The organism is Streptomyces sp. NPDC002133 (assembly GCF_040296405.1).
Classification (GTDB): Bacteria; Actinomycetota; Actinomycetes; order Streptomycetales; family Streptomycetaceae; genus Streptomyces.
In genome coordinates this window covers 108,879-125,781 of record NZ_JBEOXF010000016.1, presented here as the reverse complement: position 1 = coordinate 125,781, position 16,903 = coordinate 108,879, and the positions used below count along the sequence as shown (strand labels likewise).

General features: G+C 71.9%; 15 protein-coding genes and 1 pseudogene. 5 read left to right on the top strand and 11 right to left on the bottom strand.

All coding sequences use genetic code 11. The annotated features are described in order from the left end of the window. Window positions 1-108: 108 nt before the first annotated feature. Window positions 109-1,692 carry a vWA domain-containing protein gene (locus tag ABT078_RS18615; RefSeq protein WP_351228934.1) on the bottom strand — a complete coding sequence of 528 codons (1,584 nt, stop codon included), beginning with the start codon at window positions 1,690-1,692 and terminating at the stop codon, window positions 109-111. A gap of 192 nt (window positions 1,693-1,884) precedes the next feature. After that, window positions 1,885-2,262: a hypothetical protein gene (locus tag ABT078_RS18610; protein ID WP_351228932.1), complete on the bottom strand. Its 378-nt coding sequence runs from the start codon at window positions 2,260-2,262 to the stop codon at window positions 1,885-1,887. Window positions 2,263-2,445: 183 nt separating this feature from the next. On the opposite strand from ABT078_RS18610, the gene ABT078_RS18605 reads away from it, so the two are divergent. Beyond that, complete coding sequence (locus tag ABT078_RS18605; RefSeq protein WP_351228930.1) at window positions 2,446-3,141, top strand: helix-turn-helix domain-containing protein; 696 nt, start codon at window positions 2,446-2,448, stop codon at window positions 3,139-3,141. A 54-nt stretch (window positions 3,142-3,195) separates the two neighbouring features. Here ABT078_RS18605 and ABT078_RS18600 read toward each other — a convergent pair whose 3' ends face one another. The 3 genes from ABT078_RS18600 to ABT078_RS18590 all read right to left on the bottom strand — a co-directional run bounded on the left by ABT078_RS18600 (window position 3,196) and on the right by ABT078_RS18590 (window position 7,335). Next, window positions 3,196-4,080 carry an ABC transporter permease gene (locus ABT078_RS18600; RefSeq protein WP_351228928.1) on the bottom strand — a complete coding sequence of 295 codons (885 nt, stop codon included), beginning with the start codon at window positions 4,078-4,080 and terminating at the stop codon, window positions 3,196-3,198. Continuing rightward, window positions 4,077-6,902 (bottom strand): alpha/beta fold hydrolase, encoded by a 2,826-nt coding sequence (locus ABT078_RS18595; RefSeq protein WP_351228926.1) that lies wholly within the window; start codon window positions 6,900-6,902, stop codon window positions 4,077-4,079. The genes ABT078_RS18600 and ABT078_RS18595 overlap by 4 nt, the downstream gene beginning before the upstream one ends. Window positions 6,903-7,158: 256 nt before the next feature. Then, window positions 7,159-7,335: a hypothetical protein gene (locus ABT078_RS18590; RefSeq protein ID WP_351228924.1), complete on the bottom strand. Its 177-nt coding sequence runs from the start codon at window positions 7,333-7,335 to the stop codon at window positions 7,159-7,161. 3 nt (window positions 7,336-7,338) lie between these two features. On the opposite strand from ABT078_RS18590, the gene ABT078_RS18585 reads away from it, so the two are divergent. Both ABT078_RS18585 and ABT078_RS18580 read left to right on the top strand, forming a co-directional pair. Then, window positions 7,339-7,503 (top strand): hypothetical protein, encoded by a 165-nt coding sequence (locus tag ABT078_RS18585; RefSeq protein WP_351228922.1) that lies wholly within the window; start codon window positions 7,339-7,341, stop codon window positions 7,501-7,503. A 119-nt stretch (window positions 7,504-7,622) separates the two neighbouring features. Beyond that, entirely contained in the window at window positions 7,623-8,822 is a 1,200-nt protein-coding gene (locus ABT078_RS18580) for a S8 family peptidase (RefSeq protein WP_502981245.1), read from the top strand. 15 nt (window positions 8,823-8,837) lie between these two features. Here the strand turns inward: ABT078_RS18580 and ABT078_RS18575 are convergent, their stop codons facing one another. The 6 genes from ABT078_RS18575 to iolC all read right to left on the bottom strand — a co-directional run bounded on the left by ABT078_RS18575 (window position 8,838) and on the right by iolC (window position 15,879). Continuing rightward, window positions 8,838-9,428 (bottom strand): DUF4291 domain-containing protein, encoded by a 591-nt coding sequence (locus tag ABT078_RS18575; RefSeq protein WP_351228920.1) that lies wholly within the window; start codon window positions 9,426-9,428, stop codon window positions 8,838-8,840. Window positions 9,429-9,527: 99 nt separating this feature from the next. Further along, the gene (mmsA, locus tag ABT078_RS18570) at window positions 9,528-11,030 is read right to left on the bottom strand and encodes a CoA-acylating methylmalonate-semialdehyde dehydrogenase (RefSeq protein WP_351228917.1); all 1,503 of its coding nucleotides are present in this window, start codon (window positions 11,028-11,030) and stop codon (window positions 9,528-9,530) included. 23 nt (window positions 11,031-11,053) lie between these two features. Continuing rightward, entirely contained in the window at window positions 11,054-13,072 is a 2,019-nt protein-coding gene (gene iolD / locus ABT078_RS18565; RefSeq protein WP_351228915.1) for a 3D-(3,5/4)-trihydroxycyclohexane-1,2-dione acylhydrolase (decyclizing), read from the bottom strand. Further along, window positions 13,069-13,881: a 5-deoxy-glucuronate isomerase gene (iolB, locus tag ABT078_RS18560; protein WP_351228913.1), complete on the bottom strand. Its 813-nt coding sequence runs from the start codon at window positions 13,879-13,881 to the stop codon at window positions 13,069-13,071. Before iolB ends, iolD begins: the two co-directional genes overlap by 4 nt. Window positions 13,882-13,897: 16 nt before the next feature. Then, window positions 13,898-14,788 carry a Cgl0159 family (beta/alpha)8-fold protein gene (locus tag ABT078_RS18555; protein ID WP_351228911.1) on the bottom strand — a complete coding sequence of 297 codons (891 nt, stop codon included), beginning with the start codon at window positions 14,786-14,788 and terminating at the stop codon, window positions 13,898-13,900. Beyond that, window positions 14,785-15,879, bottom strand: a complete 1,095-nt coding sequence (iolC, locus tag ABT078_RS18550) for a 5-dehydro-2-deoxygluconokinase (protein WP_351228909.1) — start codon at window positions 15,877-15,879, stop codon at window positions 14,785-14,787. The genes ABT078_RS18555 and iolC overlap by 4 nt, the downstream gene beginning before the upstream one ends. A gap of 131 nt (window positions 15,880-16,010) precedes the next feature. Here iolC and ABT078_RS18545 point away from each other — a divergent pair. Then, window positions 16,011-16,276: pseudogene (locus tag ABT078_RS18545) on the top strand (2-keto-myo-inositol dehydratase); the annotation flags it as partial. A gap of 422 nt (window positions 16,277-16,698) precedes the next feature. After that, a complete protein-coding gene (locus tag ABT078_RS18540; protein WP_351228907.1) occupies window positions 16,699-16,896 on the top strand; it encodes a helix-turn-helix transcriptional regulator in 198 nt (65 codons plus the stop codon). The last annotated feature ends 7 nt before the right edge of the window (window positions 16,897-16,903 follow it).

Genomic DNA, 16,903 nt, shown 5'->3' with positions numbered 1-16,903 from the left:
GCTGGTGGTGGGGGGGGGGGGGGGGGGGGCGGGGGGGGGGGGGGGGGGGGGGGGGGGGGGGGGCGGCCCCCCCGGGGGCCCCCCCCCCCCCCCGGCCCCGGTCGGTAGTCACTCGAGCAGCGCGTCGGCCTGCCCAATCGACTCCGCCAGCTGCCGCACGGACGCGTCCTCCGTGCGCCCTGCGAGGGTCCCGGCGCGCTCGGCGAGTTCGTCCAGCCCGGGTGCGCCGGGCGTCTCGGCGCCGCGCAGAGCCTGGGCGAAGTACGCGGCAGCGGCGCTGACCTGCAGTCGAGGGGCCGTCTCCGCGGCCCAGAGGTCACGGTCGAGCGCACTCGCCTCCACCGTGCCGGACGCCTCGTGCGGGGCCCGGTCCGCCGGGTCGAGCCAGCGCACGGTCGCCGTGGCGATGTGCCCGCTCGCCCCTTCGCGGAGCCGTACCGCGTAGAGCGCGGTCACGGTGTGGCCGGGGCCGACCTCGCCGCCGTCCACCCGGTCGTTGCGGAAGTCCTCGTCGGCGACGGCCCTGTTCTCGTATCCGATCAGCCGGAACTCCTTCACCGTCTGGGGGTCGAACGCCACCTGCGCCTTCGCATCGCGAGCGCGCAGCTCGATATGGGCGGGGAGCTGGTCGACGAACACCTTCCTGGCCTGTGCGGACGTGGACACATAGGTCGTGTGCCCGTCGCCCCGGTTCGTCAGCCGCTCCATCAGCTTGTCGCCGTAGTCGCTGCCGACGCCGACGCCGAAGAGCGCGATGCCGTACTGCCTGCGGGATTCGGCGATCCGCTCCAAAATCGCGTCGGCCTCGGTCCGGCCGGTGTTGGCGAGAGCGTCGGAGAGGAGCACCACCCGGTTGTTGGCCCCCCGCCGGTGGCCCTCGACGGCGACGTCGTAGCCGGTGCGGACGCCCGCCTCCACATTGGTGGAGTCGGTCGGCTCCAGCGAGTCGATGATGCTGTGGATTCGGTCCCGGTTGCCGTCCAGCCGGGTCATCGGCAACCGCGTCTCGGCCTCGTCGCTGAAGGTGACGAGGGCGATCGAGTCGTCGTCGCGCAGTTGGTCGGTGAGGATGCCGAGCGACTCGCGGACGAGGTCGAGCCGACCGGCTTCGGCCATCGACCCGGAGATGTCGACGACGAACGTCATGGCGGCCGGGGGCCGTTCGCCGCTCCTCGTGGCTGTGCGGGTGGCCAGTCCCACACGCACCAGCGACCATTCCTCCTCTCCTCGGCCGTCCGCGCGGGCGCCGTCCACGGTCACGGTGAAGCCGTCGCCCTCGGGCCGTGGATAGTCCTGGCGGAAGCTGTTGATGAACTCCTCGGGCCGTACGGAGTCCGGCTCCGGCAGCCTGCCCTCGCCGAGGACCCGCCGCGCGTATCCGTACGAGGCCGTGTCCACATCGAGTGCGAACGTGGACAGGTAGTCGGCCGGCGGCGCCACTTCCCGCTGGGCGTCACCCTTCTGCTCACCTTCGCGCCCGCTGCCGCTGTTCCCCTCCGCCGGGCGACCACCGCCGTCGGGCGGCATCGGGGCCTGCACTCCGTCCTCGCCCCGGTGCGCGCCACCGCCGTCCGACGTGCGGTCGGCATGTCCGCCCGCCCCGCAGCCGGTCAGCAGCAGCGCACCGGCCAGCAGCGCGACGAGCGCTCCCTTGCATGTCCTTGCCTGATACGTCCTTGCGCAGAAACTCATCGTCCGCCCCCTGCATCGTCAGCTCTTGTGAATGTGACGTCCGAGAGGGCCCGAAGGAGCATGCGAAGGCGTTGCGGATGAATCTCAATGCGGCAACGGCGGCGTCCGGTGCCGTTGTGGAGCGGGGGCTGCCGTGCCGCCGCACGGCAGCCCCCGCCGCTCGGACGGATCAGGGGAGCCCGGAGCCCGAGGTCAGCCCTCCTCCCAGCTCACGCTGCCGACGCCGGTCCCACCTCCGCAGGTGGCGGAGGAGTGACCGGACCACCCCGGTTGCAACGTCACCCAGTGGCCGTATGCGTCGGGCCACCAGCCGCAGACCACGACGGCGCGGAAGGCGATGACCTGACTGCTCGGGTTGGCGCAGTCCGCCCAGCCCGTCCATCCGTCTGTCCCGGTGCTGCAGGAGAGCAGGGCGGTGGGTCCGCGGGTGTCGTCCTGCGGATCGTCCGCCTGGGCCGTGCCTGCGCTCGGGGACAGGACGGCCATGGGGAGCGCCGCTGCCATGGCCAGAAGTGCGCGCGTGGCGCGAGCGGGCCGTCCGTTCGTGCGTCCGTTCGTGCGTCGGAACATGGTGAGCTTCCCTTCTCCTCGCGGACCGCCTCACGCGCCGCTCCTCCAGACTGGCGGGCACCCTGGCGCCGGCTGAAGGGACTGGCGGGGACTCGCCATCCCCTGAACTGGGGGTTGTCACGATGCGGAGTCGCGTGCGTACATGGAGTACGTACGGCTCCGAGATCCGGGGGGTGGTCAGCCGTGCCCAAGGCCATCGCCATGTCCAGACCGGGCTCGGTCCTGTCCAGGCCCTTCCTGCCCGAAGCGCCGGGGCCCGCCCGGCCCGTCAGAGGTCTGGCGCAGGTGAGCGCCACGCTGACCGGACTGGTCCATGCGGCCCGGCACGAGTTGCTGACGTTCGACGACCCGGCAGGCTCACCCACCGTTCCCGAGCCGTTCCGGGCCCTCGCCGGGGCGTGTGTGCGCGCGGCCGAGGACCGGCCCGCGACAGTGCGCCGCATCGTGCCGCGGCGGGCGCTGCCGCATCTGCCGCCGCCCTGGCGGCTCGGCGGCGGTGCACGGGTGACCGACTCGATCCCGTTCAAGCTGGTCGTCGCGGACCGTACGGTCGCCGCCGTGCCGCTCGATCTCGAACTGCACTGCAACGGGCTGCTGCTGATCCGCGACCCCGTCGTCGTCCAGGCCCTGGTCCGCACCCACCAGTCCTGGTGGGACGGCGGGGACGAGGTGGCCGCCGCCGAGTCGGGGTCGGTGCCCGCGCATCTGCGTCAGGTTCTCGACGCGATACTGGCCGGGCTGACGGACGAGACGGCCGCGACGCGCCTCGGCATGTCGGCCCGGACGTACAGCCGCCGTGTGGGTGAGCTGCTCGCGGCACTGGGCACGGCGAGCCGCTTCCGCGCCGGGGCGGAGGCCGCTCGCCGTGGCTGGATCTGATGGACGGGCGGGGCGTGCCGGGGCGCGCTCCGCCCCGCAGCCCGCTGCCGCCCGTCAGGACACGATGTCCTTGCGGGCGAAGCCGCGGAAGGCGAGGGCGAAGAGGATCAGGGCGTATGTCACGGACACCGCCGTGCCCTTCAGCATCCCGCCCCATTCCAGCTGCGGCTGCAGCGCGTCCGCCCAGGCGAACTGCCAGTGCGCGGGAAGGAAGTCGCGCCAGGAGCCGAGCGCCGTCACCGCGTCCAGCACGTTCCCGATGATCGTCAGGCCGACCGCGCCGCCGACCGCGCCCAGCGGTGCGTCCGTCTTGGTCGACAGCCAGAAGGCGAGCCCGGCGGTGACCAGTTGGGACACGAAGATGAAGGCGACGACGAGGGCGAGCCGTGGCAGGGTGTCCGAGGTCGCGAGGGCCCCTCCGGCGGGCAGCTCCAGCGGGCCCCAGCCGTAGGCCACCGTGCCCGCCGCGAGTGCGACGAGCGGCAGAAGCAGCATCGCCGCCGCGCTGAAGCCCAGCGCCACGACCAGCTTCGACCAGAGCAGCCGGGATCGCGGCACCGGTGCCGCGAGCAGATAGCGAAGGGAGGACCAGCTTGCCTCGGACGCCACGGTGTCCCCGCAGAACAGCGCGACGGGCACCACCAGCAGGAACCCCGCCGACACGAAGAGGCAGGTGGCGGCGAAGTTCGCGCCGGACGCGGTCGCCGTGTCCATCAGGTTGATGCGATTGCCGCCGCCTCTCCCGCCCTCCCCGTCCGGGCTGCCGCCGATCGCGAAGGCCACGATCAGCACGAAGGGCAGCACGGCCAGGATCGCGCCCATCACCAGCGTCCGCCGGCGCTTCAGCTGGCGCACCGCCTCGACACGCAGCGGCAGGGTGTGCCGCGGCCGGTAGCCGTGGGCGGTCGCCACGCTCGGCTCGGTGTGCACGGTGCTCATGCGGATGCTCCTCCGATCAGAGTGAGGAACGCGTCCTCCAGGCGTCGGTGCGGGCCGACACCGGTCACCGGCACGTCCAGCCGGACGAGTTCGGCGATGAGCATGGCGGCGCTCGCGCCGTCCAGGCTGACCAGCAGTCCGTCCCCATCGAGGGTGCGGACGGCGGAGCCGATCCCGGGCAGGGCCGCGATCTTCTCCACCAGCGGCTCGGCCACCTCGGCCGCGGTCGTCACCAGCAGGGTGTCGCCCGCGCCGGTGATCTCGGCGACGGGGCCTGCCTGCACGAGTCGGCCGCGGTCCATGACCACGAGATCGGTGCAGGACTGCTCCACCTCCGCGAGGAGGTGGCTGGAGACGATGACGGTCCGGCCCCCGGCCGCGTAGCGGATCATCACGTCCCGCATCTCGCGGATCTGTGGCGGGTCCAGTCCGTTGGTCGGTTCGTCGAGGATCAGCAGATCCGGCAGTCCGAGCATGGCCTGCGCGATGGCGAGCCGCTGGCGCATGCCCTGCGAGTAGGTACGTACGGCGCGGGCCAGGGCGTCGCCGAGGCCGGCGATCTCCAGGGCCTCGTCGATGTGGGAGTCCTCGGCGGGGCGGCCCGTGGCCCGCCAGTACAGCTCGAGGTTCTCCCGCCCGGACAGATGCGGCAGGAAGCCCGCGCCCTCGACGAAGGCGCCGACCCGGGAGAGGACGGGCGCGCCCGGCCTGACGGCGTGTCCGAAGACCCGGATCTCGCCGTCGTCGGGGGTGATCAGGCCCATCAGCATGCGCAGCGTGGTGGTCTTGCCCGCGCCGTTCGGGCCGAGGAGCCCGAGGACCTGGCCCTTCTCGACGCGGAAGGACAGGTCGCGCACGGCGTACCGGTCGGCGGCGTTGGCATACCGCTTGGTGAGTCCGGTGATCTGCAGGGGTACGTCGGCGAGTTCGGGATCCGGTGAGGGTGCGGCGGTGCGTCGGTGGGCGGTGAGCAGCAGCGCCGCGGCGACGACGGCTCCCGCGGCGGGCAGTCCCCATACCCACCAGGGCAGCACGGCCGCCTGGGAGGTGACGGCCGGCGCCGTGGGCACCGTGAGCTGCCCGGCCAGGGAGACGGTGTAGGTGGCCGGTGCCGCCGGGGACGCGTAGCCGAGGTCGGTGGCGGCGAGGACGAGGCGGAGCCGGTGGCCCGCCTCGATCTCGTGGTCCACGGCGGGCAGGGTCAGTGCCACGGCCTTGCCTGCCTTGGCGTCCTCGACCCGGACGGGGGCGACGAGTTGCGCCGGCAGGACCTGTTGGCGGCCGTCGGGCCCGACGTCGTACAGCTTGCCGAAGAGGACCGCCTCTCCGCTGTCGGACGTCACGTCGACCCGGACGTGGGGCGAGCCGGTGATCCGCAGGGTCCGGTCCACCGGCCGCGAGTCGAAGCGCCCGTACTGCCCGGGGAAGTCGAGGGAGAGACCGACGCCGAGGGAGGAGAGCTGGGAGAGCCCGCCGCCGACGCCGGGGAGGGCGGAGATACTGGGCGGGTTGGCGCCTGCCGGGTTGCGGAAGGACTGTGTGCGACCGGCGAGTTCGACCGTACGGCCGCCTGCGCCCAGCCCCGGGTAATCGGCCGAGGTGGCGCCGCGGAGCGTTGCCTGTCCGTCCGTGGAGTCGACGCCTCCGGTCCTGCTGACGCGGAAGGCGGGTCCGGTGTCCGCGGACTTGTCGTCGTTCAGATACCGGTCGAACCAGGCGGAGACCCGTCCCTGGATCCGGTCCGCCTCCAGGTCCCCGCCGTCGTGGCCGCCCGCGATCCAGTCGACGGCGACGGGCGCACCGTTGCCCTTGATCGCCTTGGCCATCGCGTCGGCGTGAGAGAGCGGGAAGAGCGAGTCGGACTGCCCCTGCACGATGAGCGCGGGCACCTTGATCCGGTCGCCGACGGCGGACGGACTGCGCGCCTCCAGCAGCGCGCGTGCCTCGGCATCGGGCTTCCCTGAGGTGGCGACCCGCTCGTACATGGCGCAGAGGACGGGCTGGAAGCGCCCGCACGCGGGAACGGCGGCGGCGGCCTCGGCCCGGCCGCTGCCGGCATCGGACGCGCGCTGCCCGGCCCCGGCCGCCCCGGCCGTCCCAGCCGGTGGCTTCCCGTCGGCCGGAGCGTTCCCGTCGGCCGGGGCGTTCCGGTCCGCCGGGGCCTCGGGGGCGTCCGGGGTGAGCCCGGCCGTGCCCGCCGAGCCGGTGGTGAAGAAGATTCCGGCCCAGAGCTTCTTGAAGACCCCGTCCGGGAAGAGCGCGTCCGCAAGGTTCCAGTACGTGATCTCCGGGGCGATCGCGTCGACCCGCTGGTCGTACCCCGCCGCGAGCAGCGAGATCGCCCCGCCGTACGAAGCGCCGGTCACCCCCACGCGCGGGTCGCCGGCCGAGTCCAGCCGCACCTCCGGCCGCTTCGCCAGCCAGTCGATCAGCCGGGAGACGTCCTTGACCTCGTGGTCCGGGTCGTTGAGGCCGATCCGTCCGCTGGATGCGCCGAATCCGCGCGCGGACCAGGTCAGCACGGCGTAGCCGTCGCGGGCCAGCGCCTCCGCCTGTTCCCGTACGGATTCCTTGCTGCCGCCGAAGCCGTGCCCGACCAGCACGGCGGGCCGGCGTCCGGTGCCGGAGGTGAAGTACGAGGTGTCGATCCTCGCCCCCGGCATCGTCAGCACCTGGTCCTCGCGGTGCACGGTGGGCACGTCGTCCGAAGCGGCGGCCGTCCACGTACCGGCGCCGGCGAGCACGGCGAACGCGGCAACGCCCGCGAGCCATCGTCCGCGGCGTCGGCGGACGGCGGCCCACCCGGGAAGTCGGATCTTCATGCCTGAAACCCTAAGCGCCCGCCCGCCCCCTCCGCGGCTCCTGCCGGGCGGAACTCTCCCACCTCCTCGGGTAGTACCGAGTGCTGTCGCCGTACACCAGACGCGGTATGCGGCAGCACGGAGAGGAGCCCGTGCGGAGATCCGCCGCGCGATGACATTCGCGGAGCTGATCGCCGCAGGGCAGCCGTACGACCCCCTGCGCGTCCGGAGTGGGCGGAGTGCTTCCTCGCCGCCCCGGCCGTCTGATGCTGATCACCTACGCCGACGGCACCCCGGCCGGAATGGTCTCCGGCGTCGAGATGCTCCGCCCCGGCATGGGCTCGGAGATGTTCCCGTACGAGCTGCCGGTGGACGACGGCAGCGGCGGCGCGGCGTGGGCCGGGCGCCGACCGAGGCCCTCGCGGCGGTCGTCCGGAGGCGACGCGACTGCCACGGCGTGTGGGTCGGCGTCGCCCCGGACAACGAACCGGCCCTTGCGGCACACATATCGGCGAACGCTGCGAACGAGGGCGAATTCACCCTGCTGACCTGGGACTTCACCGACGGGGAGTACGGAATACCGGCGATGTCCGCCAAATTCCGTACGCCGCGCGGACATTGAATTGAACCCGCGAGTAACACCCTCTTGTGCCTTGGATCACCACACGAGACCCTGTGCTGCACATCCGCACAGCCGCGCGGGTGTTTGTCGTGTTCCGACCAAGAAAGCAGGTTCACGAGATGAGATTCACTGCCCGCCGCTCCATACGGATGGGCGCGCTGCTCCCCGCAGTCGCCCTCGCGGCCGGTCTCCAGTTCGCCGTCTCCCCCACCGCGCAGAGCGCGTCGCCCGGCGATCTCCGTCTCGCCCCCACTGCAACCGCCGTACAGAACAGCTGGATCGTCGCCCTGAAGGACGGCAGCACCAGCGTCTCCGACATCGCCGCCGACCAGGGTGTGACCCCCAAGCACACCTTCCGCTCGGTCCTCAAGGGCTTCTCCGCCTCCATGTCCAAGGCGAAGGCCGCCCGTCTCGCCGCCGACCCGCGCGTGGCGTACGTCGAGCAGAACGCCGTCGTCCGCCTCAACGACACCCAGTCGAACGCGACCTGGGGGCTCGACCGCATCGACCAGCGCAACCTGCCGCTGTCGACGACGTACACGTACAACACGACGGCCTCGAACGTGAACGCGTACATCATCGACACCGGTATCCGCACCTCGCACAGCGAGTTCGGCGGTCGCGCCCGTGTGGGCACCGACACCGTCGGCGACGGCCAGAACGGGCAGGACTGCCAGGGCCACGGCACCCATGTCGCGGGCACCGTCGGCGGCGGCACGTACGGCGTCGCCAAGGGCGTGAAGCTCGTCGCGGTGCGCGTGCTGGCCTGTGACGGCTCCGGTACGACGGCCGGGGTCATCGCCGGTGTCGACTGGGTGACCGCGAACGCCGTCAAGCCGGCCGTCGCCAACATGAGCCTGGGCGGCAGCGCCAGTGCCGCTCTGGACGACGCGGTGAAGAAGTCCATCGCCTCGGGCGTCAGCTACTCGATCGCCGCGGGCAACGGCATCCTCATCGGGATCCCCGTGAACGCGTGCAACTACTCGCCGGCCCGCGTCCCCGAGGCCATCACCGTCGGAGCGACGGACAAAACGGACCGGCGTGCGTCGTTCTCCAATTACGGCACATGCCTCGACCTGTTCGCGCCCGGCGTGGACATCACGTCGGCGTGGAAGGACAACGACACCGCGACGAACACCATCTCGGGTACGTCGATGGCCACCCCGCACACGGCCGGTGTCGCCGCGCTCTACCTCGCGACCCACCCCTCGGCCACCCCGGCCCAGGTCCGTGACGCCCTGGTGAACAACGCGACGAACGGCAAGGTCGTGGACCCGCGCAACGGTTCCCCGAACAAGCTGCTGCACTCGCTGTTCTGATTCAGGTCGTGGCTTCTACGCCGTGAGATGCCCGAGGAGCTCCTCCCCGACCGGGTAGGGCCGCTCCTCGGGCATCAGCCTTCCTGCACCCTCCGGATCCCCGGCGCGCACCAGCGCGTGCATCTCGCGCGCGAGCGGGGTCACATCCCTGATCGCCACGGTCCACTCGTCCGCGCACCGCGCCGACGCCACCCCGGCGAGCCCGAGTTGCAGTGAGCGGTACGGCAGCGGCGCGAGGCGCAGGTCCCGTTCCGGATCCCACTGGACCCGCGTCGGCGACTGGCGCAACTCCCGCTTCCAGGTGGCCTGATCGGGGTGCACACCCCGGACGTAGTGCGACAGACAGGCATGACGCAGCGCCCATTCGAAGCCCTCACGGATGATCTCCACGGCGAGGACGGTCTGCTGGCCCTCCTTGGTCCCCCAGCCGCAGCGGTACATCATCCACAGGAAGGACGGCTTGATCCATGTCATCCGGTCCCGCTTCCAGGCGGCCGGGAAGCGCCCGTTCCGCGCTGCCGGGACGCCGATCGCCGGGTCGTACGCCTGGTAGACGGTGACCGTGGTCTCGGTGTGCAGGGCGCGGATCTGGTGCTTCGGTGTCATGAACCGACACTACTCGGACGACCGCGCGGCCCGTACGGGGTGAGGGTTCCGTACGGGCCGCGCGGCAGGCTGCGGGGATCAGGCCACAGGGCTCACGGCTCAGTGGTTGCGCGGGAAGCCCAGGTCCACGCCCGCCGGGGCCTCGGACGGGTCCGGCCAGCGGGTGGTGACGACCTTGCCGCGGGTGTAGAACTGCACGCCGTCGTTGCCGTAGATGTGCAGGTCGCCGAAGAGCGAGTCCTTCCAGCCGCCGAAGCTGTGGTAGCCGACCGGCACCGGGATCGGCACGTTCACGCCGACCATGCCCGCCTGGACCTCCAGCTGGAAGCGGCGGGCGGCGCCGCCGTCGCGGGTGAAGATCGCGGTGCCGTTGCCGAACGGCGAGGAGTTGATGAGCGCGAGGCCCTCCTCGTACGTGTCGGTGCGCAGCACGCACAGCACGGGGCCGAAGATCTCGTCCCGGTACGCGTCGGAGTCCGTGGAGACCTTGTCGAGGAGCGACAGGCCGATCCAGTGTCCGTCCTCGAAGCCGTCCACCGTGTAGCCCGTGCCGTCGAGGACGACCTCGGCACCCTGGTCCGCCGCGCCGTGTACGTACGAGGCGACCTTGTCGCGGTGGGCCCTGGTGATGAGCGGGCCCATCTCGGACGTCGGGTCGTCGCCCGGGCCGATCTTGATCTTCTCTGCGCGCTCGCGGATCTTGTCCACCAGTTGGTCACCGATCGCGCCGACGGCGACGACCGCCGAGATCGCCATGCAGCGCTCGCCCGCGGAGCCGTACGCGGCGGAGACCGCGGCGTCCGCGGCCGCGTCGAGGTCCGCGTCCGGGAGGACCAGCATGTGGTTCTTCGCCCCGCCGAGCGCCTGGACGCGCTTGCCGTTGGCGGAGGCGGTGGTGTGGATGTACCGGGCGATCGGGGTCGAGCCGACGAAGGAGATCGCCGAGACGTCCGGGTGCTCCAGGAGACGGCCGACCGCGACCTTGTCGCCCTGGACGACGTTGAAGACACCGTCCGGCAGACCGGCCTCGGTCAGCAGCTCCGCGATCTTCAGCGACGGGGACGGGTCCTTCTCGCTCGGCTTGAGGACGAACGTGTTTCCGCAGGCGATGGCCAGCGGGAACATCCACATCGGCACCATCGCCGGGAAGTTGAACGGCGTGATGCCGGCCACGACACCGACCGCCTGGCGGATCGCCGCCACATCGACACGGTTCGACACCTGGGTGGACAGCTCGCCCTTGAGCTGGGTGGTGATCCCGCAGGCCAGGTCCACGATCTCCAGACCACGGGCCACCTCGCCCAGCGCGTCCGAGTGGACCTTGCCGTGCTCCGCGGTGATCAGCTCGGCGATCGCGTCGCGGTTGGCGTCGAGCAGCGCCCGGAAGCGGAAGAGGATCGTGGTCCGCTGTGCCAGGGAGGACGTGCCCCAGGTCTCGAAGGCGGCCTTCGCGGCGGCGACGGCCGCGTCGACCTCCTCGACGGAGGCGAGGGCGACCTGCGTGGTCACGGCCCCGGTCGCCGGGTCGGTGACCGGGCCCCAGTTGCCGGACGCGCCCTCGACGGTCTTGCCACCGATCCAGTGGTTGACGGTCTTCGTCATGACGAAAAGCTCCTTCAGGTCCTTCAGAGATGGCGGCGTCGGGCTGCGACCTGCCGGTCGTACTCCTCCCGGGCCTTGACCGCCGACGGGCGGGTCGCGGTCTCGGCCACAGGAACATCCCACCACGCCTGCGCGGGGGGCGCGCCCGACACAGTGTCTGCCGTTTCGGTCTCGGCGTAGACACATGTGGGGCGGTCTGAAGCCCGGGCCTGCGTCAGGGCTTCGCGCAGGTCACGGACAGTCTTGGCGCGCAGCACCCGCATGCCGAGGGAGGCCGCGTTGGCCGCGAGGTCGACGGGGAGCGGTGGCCCCGTGTACGTCCTGTCGGCCTCCCGGCGGCGGTAGTCGGTGCCGAAGCGCTCGGAGCCGACCGACTCGGAGAGGCCGCCGATCGACGCGTACCCGTGGTTCTGGAGGATGACCACCTTGATGGGGATGTTCTCCTGCACCGCGGTGACGATCTCGGTGGGATTCATCAGATACGTTCCGTCGCCGACGAGCGCCCAGACCGGCCGGTCCGGTGCGGCCATCGCGACGCCGATCGCCGCGGGGATCTCGTATCCCATGCAGGAGTAGCCGTACTCGACGTGGTACTGGTCGCGGGAGCGGGCACGCCAGAGCTTGTGGAGGTCTCCGGGGAGCGAGCCCGCCGCGTTGATCACGATGTCGTCCTCGGTGACCAGACCGTCGAGCACGCCGAGGACCTGCGGCTGGGTGGGACGTACGTCCTCGTCGCGCGCCTCGAACGCGGCGTCGACGCGGTGCTCCCACCGCTCCTTGTCGTCCGTGTACTCCGTCTCGTAGCTGTGCTCCACGTGGTGGCCGTGGAGGGAGGCGATGAGACCGTGCAGGCCCGCCCGGGCGTCCGCGACGAGCGGCAGGGCGGAGAGCTTGTGGGCGTCGAAGCCGGTGATGTTGAGGTTGAGGAAGCGGACGTCGGGGTGGGTGAAGAGGGTGCCCGATGCGGTGGTGAAGTCGGAGTAACGGGTGCCGACGCCGATGACCAGGTCCGCGGCGCGCGCCAGCTCGTCGGCGGTCGCGGTGCCGGTGTGGCCGATGCCGCCGACGTCCTGCGGATGGTCGTGGTGCAGCGAGCCCTTGCCCGCCTGGGTCGAGGCGACGGGGATACCGGTCGACTCGGCCAGCGTCTTCAGGGCGGTCTCCGCGCGGCTGTGGTGCACGCCGCCGCCCGCGATGATCAGGGGCCGGCGGGCCGACCGGACCGCCGCTGCCGCCGCCGCCAGTTCGTCCGGGTCGGGCATGGGACGGCGCACGTGCCAGACCCGCTCGGCGAAGAACTCCTCCGGCCAGTCGTAGGCCTCCGCCTGCACGTCCTGCGGCAGCGCGAGCGTGACCGCGCCGGTCTCGGCGGGGTCGGTGAGGACCCGCATGGCCGTGAGGGCGGCCGGGATCAGGGCCTCGGGACGGGTGATCCGGTCGAAGTACTTCGAGACGGGGCGCAGGCAGTCGTTGACGGACACGTCCCCCGCGTACGGGACCTCGAGCTGCTGGAGGACCGGGTCGGCGGGGCGGCTCGCGAAGACGTCACCGGGGAGGAGGAGGACGGGGAGCCGGTTGACGGTGGCGAGGGCCGCGCCGGTGACGAGGTTCGTGGCGCCGGGGCCGATGGAGGTGGTGACGGCGTGGGTGGCGAGCCGGCAGGACTGGCGGGCGTGGCCGACGGCCGCGTGGACCATCGCCTGTTCGTTGCGACCCTGGTAGTACGGCATCTCGGCGCCGCTCTCCAGCAGGGCCTGGCCGATCCCCGCGACGTTTCCGTGGCCGAAGATGCCCCACGTGGCGCCGATCAGCCGCTGCTTCCGGCCGTCGCGCTCGGTGTACTGGCGGGCGAGGAAGGCGATCAGCGCCTGGGCGGTGGTGAGACGGCGCGTGCCGGGGCGGGGTTCGGCCTGCCCGGCGCCGCCGGGCCGGGTGGCGGACCGCCCGGTGCCGCGCCGGAGGTCGGCCTGCCCTGTGCCGGCACGGGCGTCGGTTCCCGTGTCCTGCCCGGTGCTCGGTCCCGTGCTCGGTCCCGTGCTCATCGGTAGCCCTCCGTGTGGTCGGGGTGGAAGCAGATCCGCCATTCCCGTTCCGGTCCCGGGCCCGCCATGACGTTCAGGTAGTACATGTCGTGGCCGGGCGCGGCGATGGACGGTCCGTGCCAGCCGTCGGGGACGAGGACGGCGTCGCCGCTGCGGACCTCGGCGAGCAGATCGGTGCCGCCGGGCCGTGACGGCGACACCCGCTGGTAGCCGAAGCCGTGCTCACCGTCGATCTCGAAGTAGTAGATCTCTTCCAGTCTGGTCTCCACGCCGGGCCGGTGCTCGTCGTGCTTGTGGGGTGGGTACGACGACCAGTTGCCGCCCGGAGTGAGCACCTCGACGGCGATGAGGCGGTCGCAGTCGAAGGAGCCGGCGGCGGCGAAGTTGTTCACCCGGCGGGCGCAGCTGCCCGTGCCGCGCTGCTCGACCGGTACCTCCGGCGCGGGTCCGTAGCGAGCGGGGAGTCGTCGCTCGCACTTCGCTCCTGCCAGGGCGAAGCGGCCTCCCGCGCCGGAGGCGATCTGTGCATGGGCGTCGCGCGGTACGTACGCGAAGTCGGTGACTCCGGCGAACACACCTTCCCTGCCCAGCAGTTCAAAGCTCTCGCCCGCGATCTGCACCGTACAGCCGCCCCTGAGCGGAAGCACGATCCACTCGCTGTCCCCGGCGCTCAGCAGATGCGAAGCACCCGGGCGCAGCTCCAGGATCCGCAGCGCCGAGTAGCCCCATCCGGCCGTCCTGGGGTCGATGTCGAGCGCGTACGGCCCGGCGGCCGCGGAGCCTGCCCGTACATGCCTGTGGTCGTCCATGAGTTCTCCGTACCCACTAGAGCAGTCCTACGGCCGTATCGACCGCTCCCGCCACGTCGCCGTCGACCGGATAGAGCAGTGAGCGCCCCACCACCAGACCCTGGACGGTGGGCAGTTGCAGGGCTCCGCGCCATTTCTCGTACGCCGCAGCCTGCCTCTCGGCGGAGTCCCCCACGTCGCCGCCGAGCAGCACCGCGGGCAGCGTCGAGGTCTCCATCACCCGTGCCATGTCGTCCGGGTTCTCGGTCACGGGGATCTTCAGCCAGGTGTACGCCGAGGTGCCGGCGAGACCGGAGGCGATCGCGATGGAACGGGTGACCGCGTCGGCGGACAGATCGTTGCGCAGGACCCCGTCGACGCGGCGGCATATGAACGGCTCGACGAAGACCGGCAGCCGTCGTGCGGCCATCTCGTCGATGGCACGGGCTGTGGCGTGGAGGGTGTCGAGGGAGCCCGGGTCGTCGTAGTCGATACGGAGGAGCAGCTTCCCGGCGTCGAAGCCGAGCCGCGCGAGATCCTCGGCCCGGTAGCCGGTGAACCGGTCGTCCAGTTCGAACGCGGCGCCCGCGAGTCCGCCCCGGTTCATGGAGCCCATGACGACCTTGTCGTCGAGGGCGCCGAGCAGGAGGAGGTCCTCCAGGATGTCGGCGGTGGCGAGGACCCCGTCGACACCGGGGCGCTCCAAGGCGGTGCACAGGCGCTCCAGGAGGCCGAGGCGGTTGGCCATGGCGAGCCGCCGATCGCCGACGGCGAGGGCACCACGGGCGGGATGATCGGCGGCGATGATCATCAGCCGGCCGCTGCTCCGGACCAGGGGGCGCCTGCGCCGCCGGGCCGCCGCCTCGGCGACGGCCTCGGGGTGGTGCGCCCTGATGCGGACCAGGCCGGCGACGTCGACGCGGGTCATGACGCCGCCCCGGGTACGGGGCCGGGCGTGCCGCCGCCGGGCGCCGGGTGCCGCTCGGGCCGTGGCTCGGGATGGGGATCCGGATGTGGTGGACCGGGATGTGGGTCGGGATCCGCCTCGGGACCGGGTGCTCGGCCGTCGAGCAGTGCCTCGACCTCGGCGGGGTAGGGCATGGCGGAGGAGCAGGCCAGGCGGGAGGCGACGATCGCGCCGGCGGCGTTGGCGTACCGCATCACCCGCTCCAGCTCCCACCCGGCCAGCAGCCCGTGCACCATCGCGCCGCCGAACGCGTCGCCCGCACCGAGCCCGTTGACCACCTGGACCTCCACCGGCGGGACTTCGGCGGTGGTGCCCTCCCGGTGCACGGCCAGGACGCCCTTGGGCCCCTGTTTGACCACGGCCAGTTCGACTCCCGCGGCCAGCAGCGCGCGGGCGGCGGCGTACGGCTCGCGCTCGCCGGTCGCGATCTCGCACTCGTCGAGATTGCCGACGGCGACGGTGGCGTGGGCGACGGCCTGCGCGTAGTACGGACGCGCCTCGTCCGGAGCCGACCGGGCCGTGCTGTCCCAGAACATCGGCCGCCAGTCCAGGTCGAAGACGGTCGTGCCGGACTTCGCCCGGTGCTCCAGCGCCGCGAGGGTCGCGCTCCTGCTCGGCTCGGCGCACAGCCCGGTGCCGGTCGTCCAGAAGACCCGTGCCGCGCCGATCGCCGCCAAGTCGAGTTCGTCCACGTGCAGTTCGAGATCCGGCGCCTTGGGCTGCCGGTAGAAGTACAGCGGGAAGTCGTCCGGCGGGAAGATCTCGCAGAACGTCACCGGCGTCGGCAGACCCGGCACCGCCGTCACCCAGCGGTCGTCGACGCCGAACTCCCTCAGCGCCTCGTGAAGATACTCCCCGAAGGCGTCCCGTCCGGTGCGGGTGACCACGGCGGCGCCGCGGCCGAGCCGTGCCGCCGCGACCGCCACATTCGTGGCGGAACCGCCGAGGAACTTCCCGAAGGTCTCGACCCGTGCCAGCGGAACGCCGGTCTGCAGCGGGTAGAGGTCCACGCCGATCCGGCCCATCGTGATCACGTCGTACGGCTGCGACATACGCGTCCCTTCGGTTCCACCGTCCGGCTGTTCCCTGGTCTAACCCGCCCTCACGAACCCTGTCAACATTTTGTCCTTACATTCGGACGAAAGCTTGACTCCTTTCTCGGACGGCCGGAAAGCTGACCGCCATGACCTCCTCCGCCCCCTTGCCCCACCGCATCCGGATCGGTCGGCCCCTGACTCCCGGGGCGTGTGGTTCCCCGACGACCCGCAGCAGGTTCCCTGGCGGCGTTTCCTCGACGAGGTCGCGCAGGCGGGGTACGAGTGGATCGAACTCGGCCCGTACGGCTACCTCCCCACCGACCCGACCCGACCCGGCCCGGCCCGGCTCACGGCCGAGACCGCGGCGCGCGGGCTGAAGGTCTCGGCCGGCACCGTCCTCACCGGGCTGCACCCGGCCCAGCGCACCCGCCGCTTCCTCCGCTCCTGCGGGGCGTGAGGGGGCAATTGCCGGCTCCGCACGGGACCTGCGGGCAGCGCATGCTCGGGCACGCGGGGCCTGCGGTCCACGTCAATGCTCGGACGGGGCGAGGCCGCGGTCCACGTCGCGCTCGGGCACGGGGACTGAGCCCCACGTCGCGCTCGGCACACGCGGACCGATTATCCCAAGGCTCCGGTCATGTCACAGCTGTTGCCCTCCTGTCACGCTTGTCTCCATTACGCGGGCCTTCCGTCACAAGGCATCGACAGCCCCTCCTCCCCGTCGCGCCCTGTCGTTGCACCGGGCACAGGCTCAGTGATCGCCAGCGTCCGCGCCACAGCTCCCCCGACGGCTTTCCCGGTCGCCGCTGTGGCGCGCGCAGGGAGGTGCCACAGTTGACGGACAGAAGGCTCTGGTCCTACAAGGACATCGCCGCGCACATCCGGGTGCAGCCGGACACGGTCCGCTCGTACCGCAAGCACGGCCTCCTTCCGCCACCCGACCACGTGGAGGCCGGAAAGCCCTACTGGTACGCGGACACCATCCGCCGCTGGGTGGCCAATCGCCCCCGCAACAGGGGGCGCAGGGAATGAGCCCTCG

Excerpts from the sequence above, each read along its gene's own strand:
- iolB (WP_351228913.1), bottom strand. The coding sequence starts at position 13,881 with ATGGACGACCACAGGCATGTACGGGCAGGCTCCGCGGCCGCCGGGCCG.
- iolD (WP_351228915.1), bottom strand. The coding sequence starts at position 13,072 with ATGAGCACGGGACCGAGCACGGGACCGAGCACCGGGCAGGACACGGGA.
- ABT078_RS18580 (WP_502981245.1), top strand. The coding sequence starts at position 7,623 with ATGAGATTCACTGCCCGCCGCTCCATACGGATGGGCGCGCTGCTCCCC.
- iolC (WP_351228909.1), bottom strand. The coding sequence starts at position 15,879 with ATGTCGCAGCCGTACGACGTGATCACGATGGGCCGGATCGGCGTGGAC.
- ABT078_RS18600 (WP_351228928.1), bottom strand. The coding sequence starts at position 4,080 with ATGAGCACCGTGCACACCGAGCCGAGCGTGGCGACCGCCCACGGCTAC.
- ABT078_RS18610 (WP_351228932.1), bottom strand. The coding sequence starts at position 2,262 with ATGTTCCGACGCACGAACGGACGCACGAACGGACGGCCCGCTCGCGCC.
- ABT078_RS18615 (WP_351228934.1), bottom strand. The coding sequence starts at position 1,692 with ATGAGTTTCTGCGCAAGGACGTATCAGGCAAGGACATGCAAGGGAGCG.
- ABT078_RS18575 (WP_351228920.1), bottom strand. The coding sequence starts at position 9,428 with ATGACACCGAAGCACCAGATCCGCGCCCTGCACACCGAGACCACGGTC.
- ABT078_RS18555 (WP_351228911.1), bottom strand. The coding sequence starts at position 14,788 with ATGACCCGCGTCGACGTCGCCGGCCTGGTCCGCATCAGGGCGCACCAC.
- ABT078_RS18595 (WP_351228926.1), bottom strand. The coding sequence starts at position 6,902 with ATGAAGATCCGACTTCCCGGGTGGGCCGCCGTCCGCCGACGCCGCGGA.
- mmsA (WP_351228917.1), bottom strand. The coding sequence starts at position 11,030 with ATGACGAAGACCGTCAACCACTGGATCGGTGGCAAGACCGTCGAGGGC.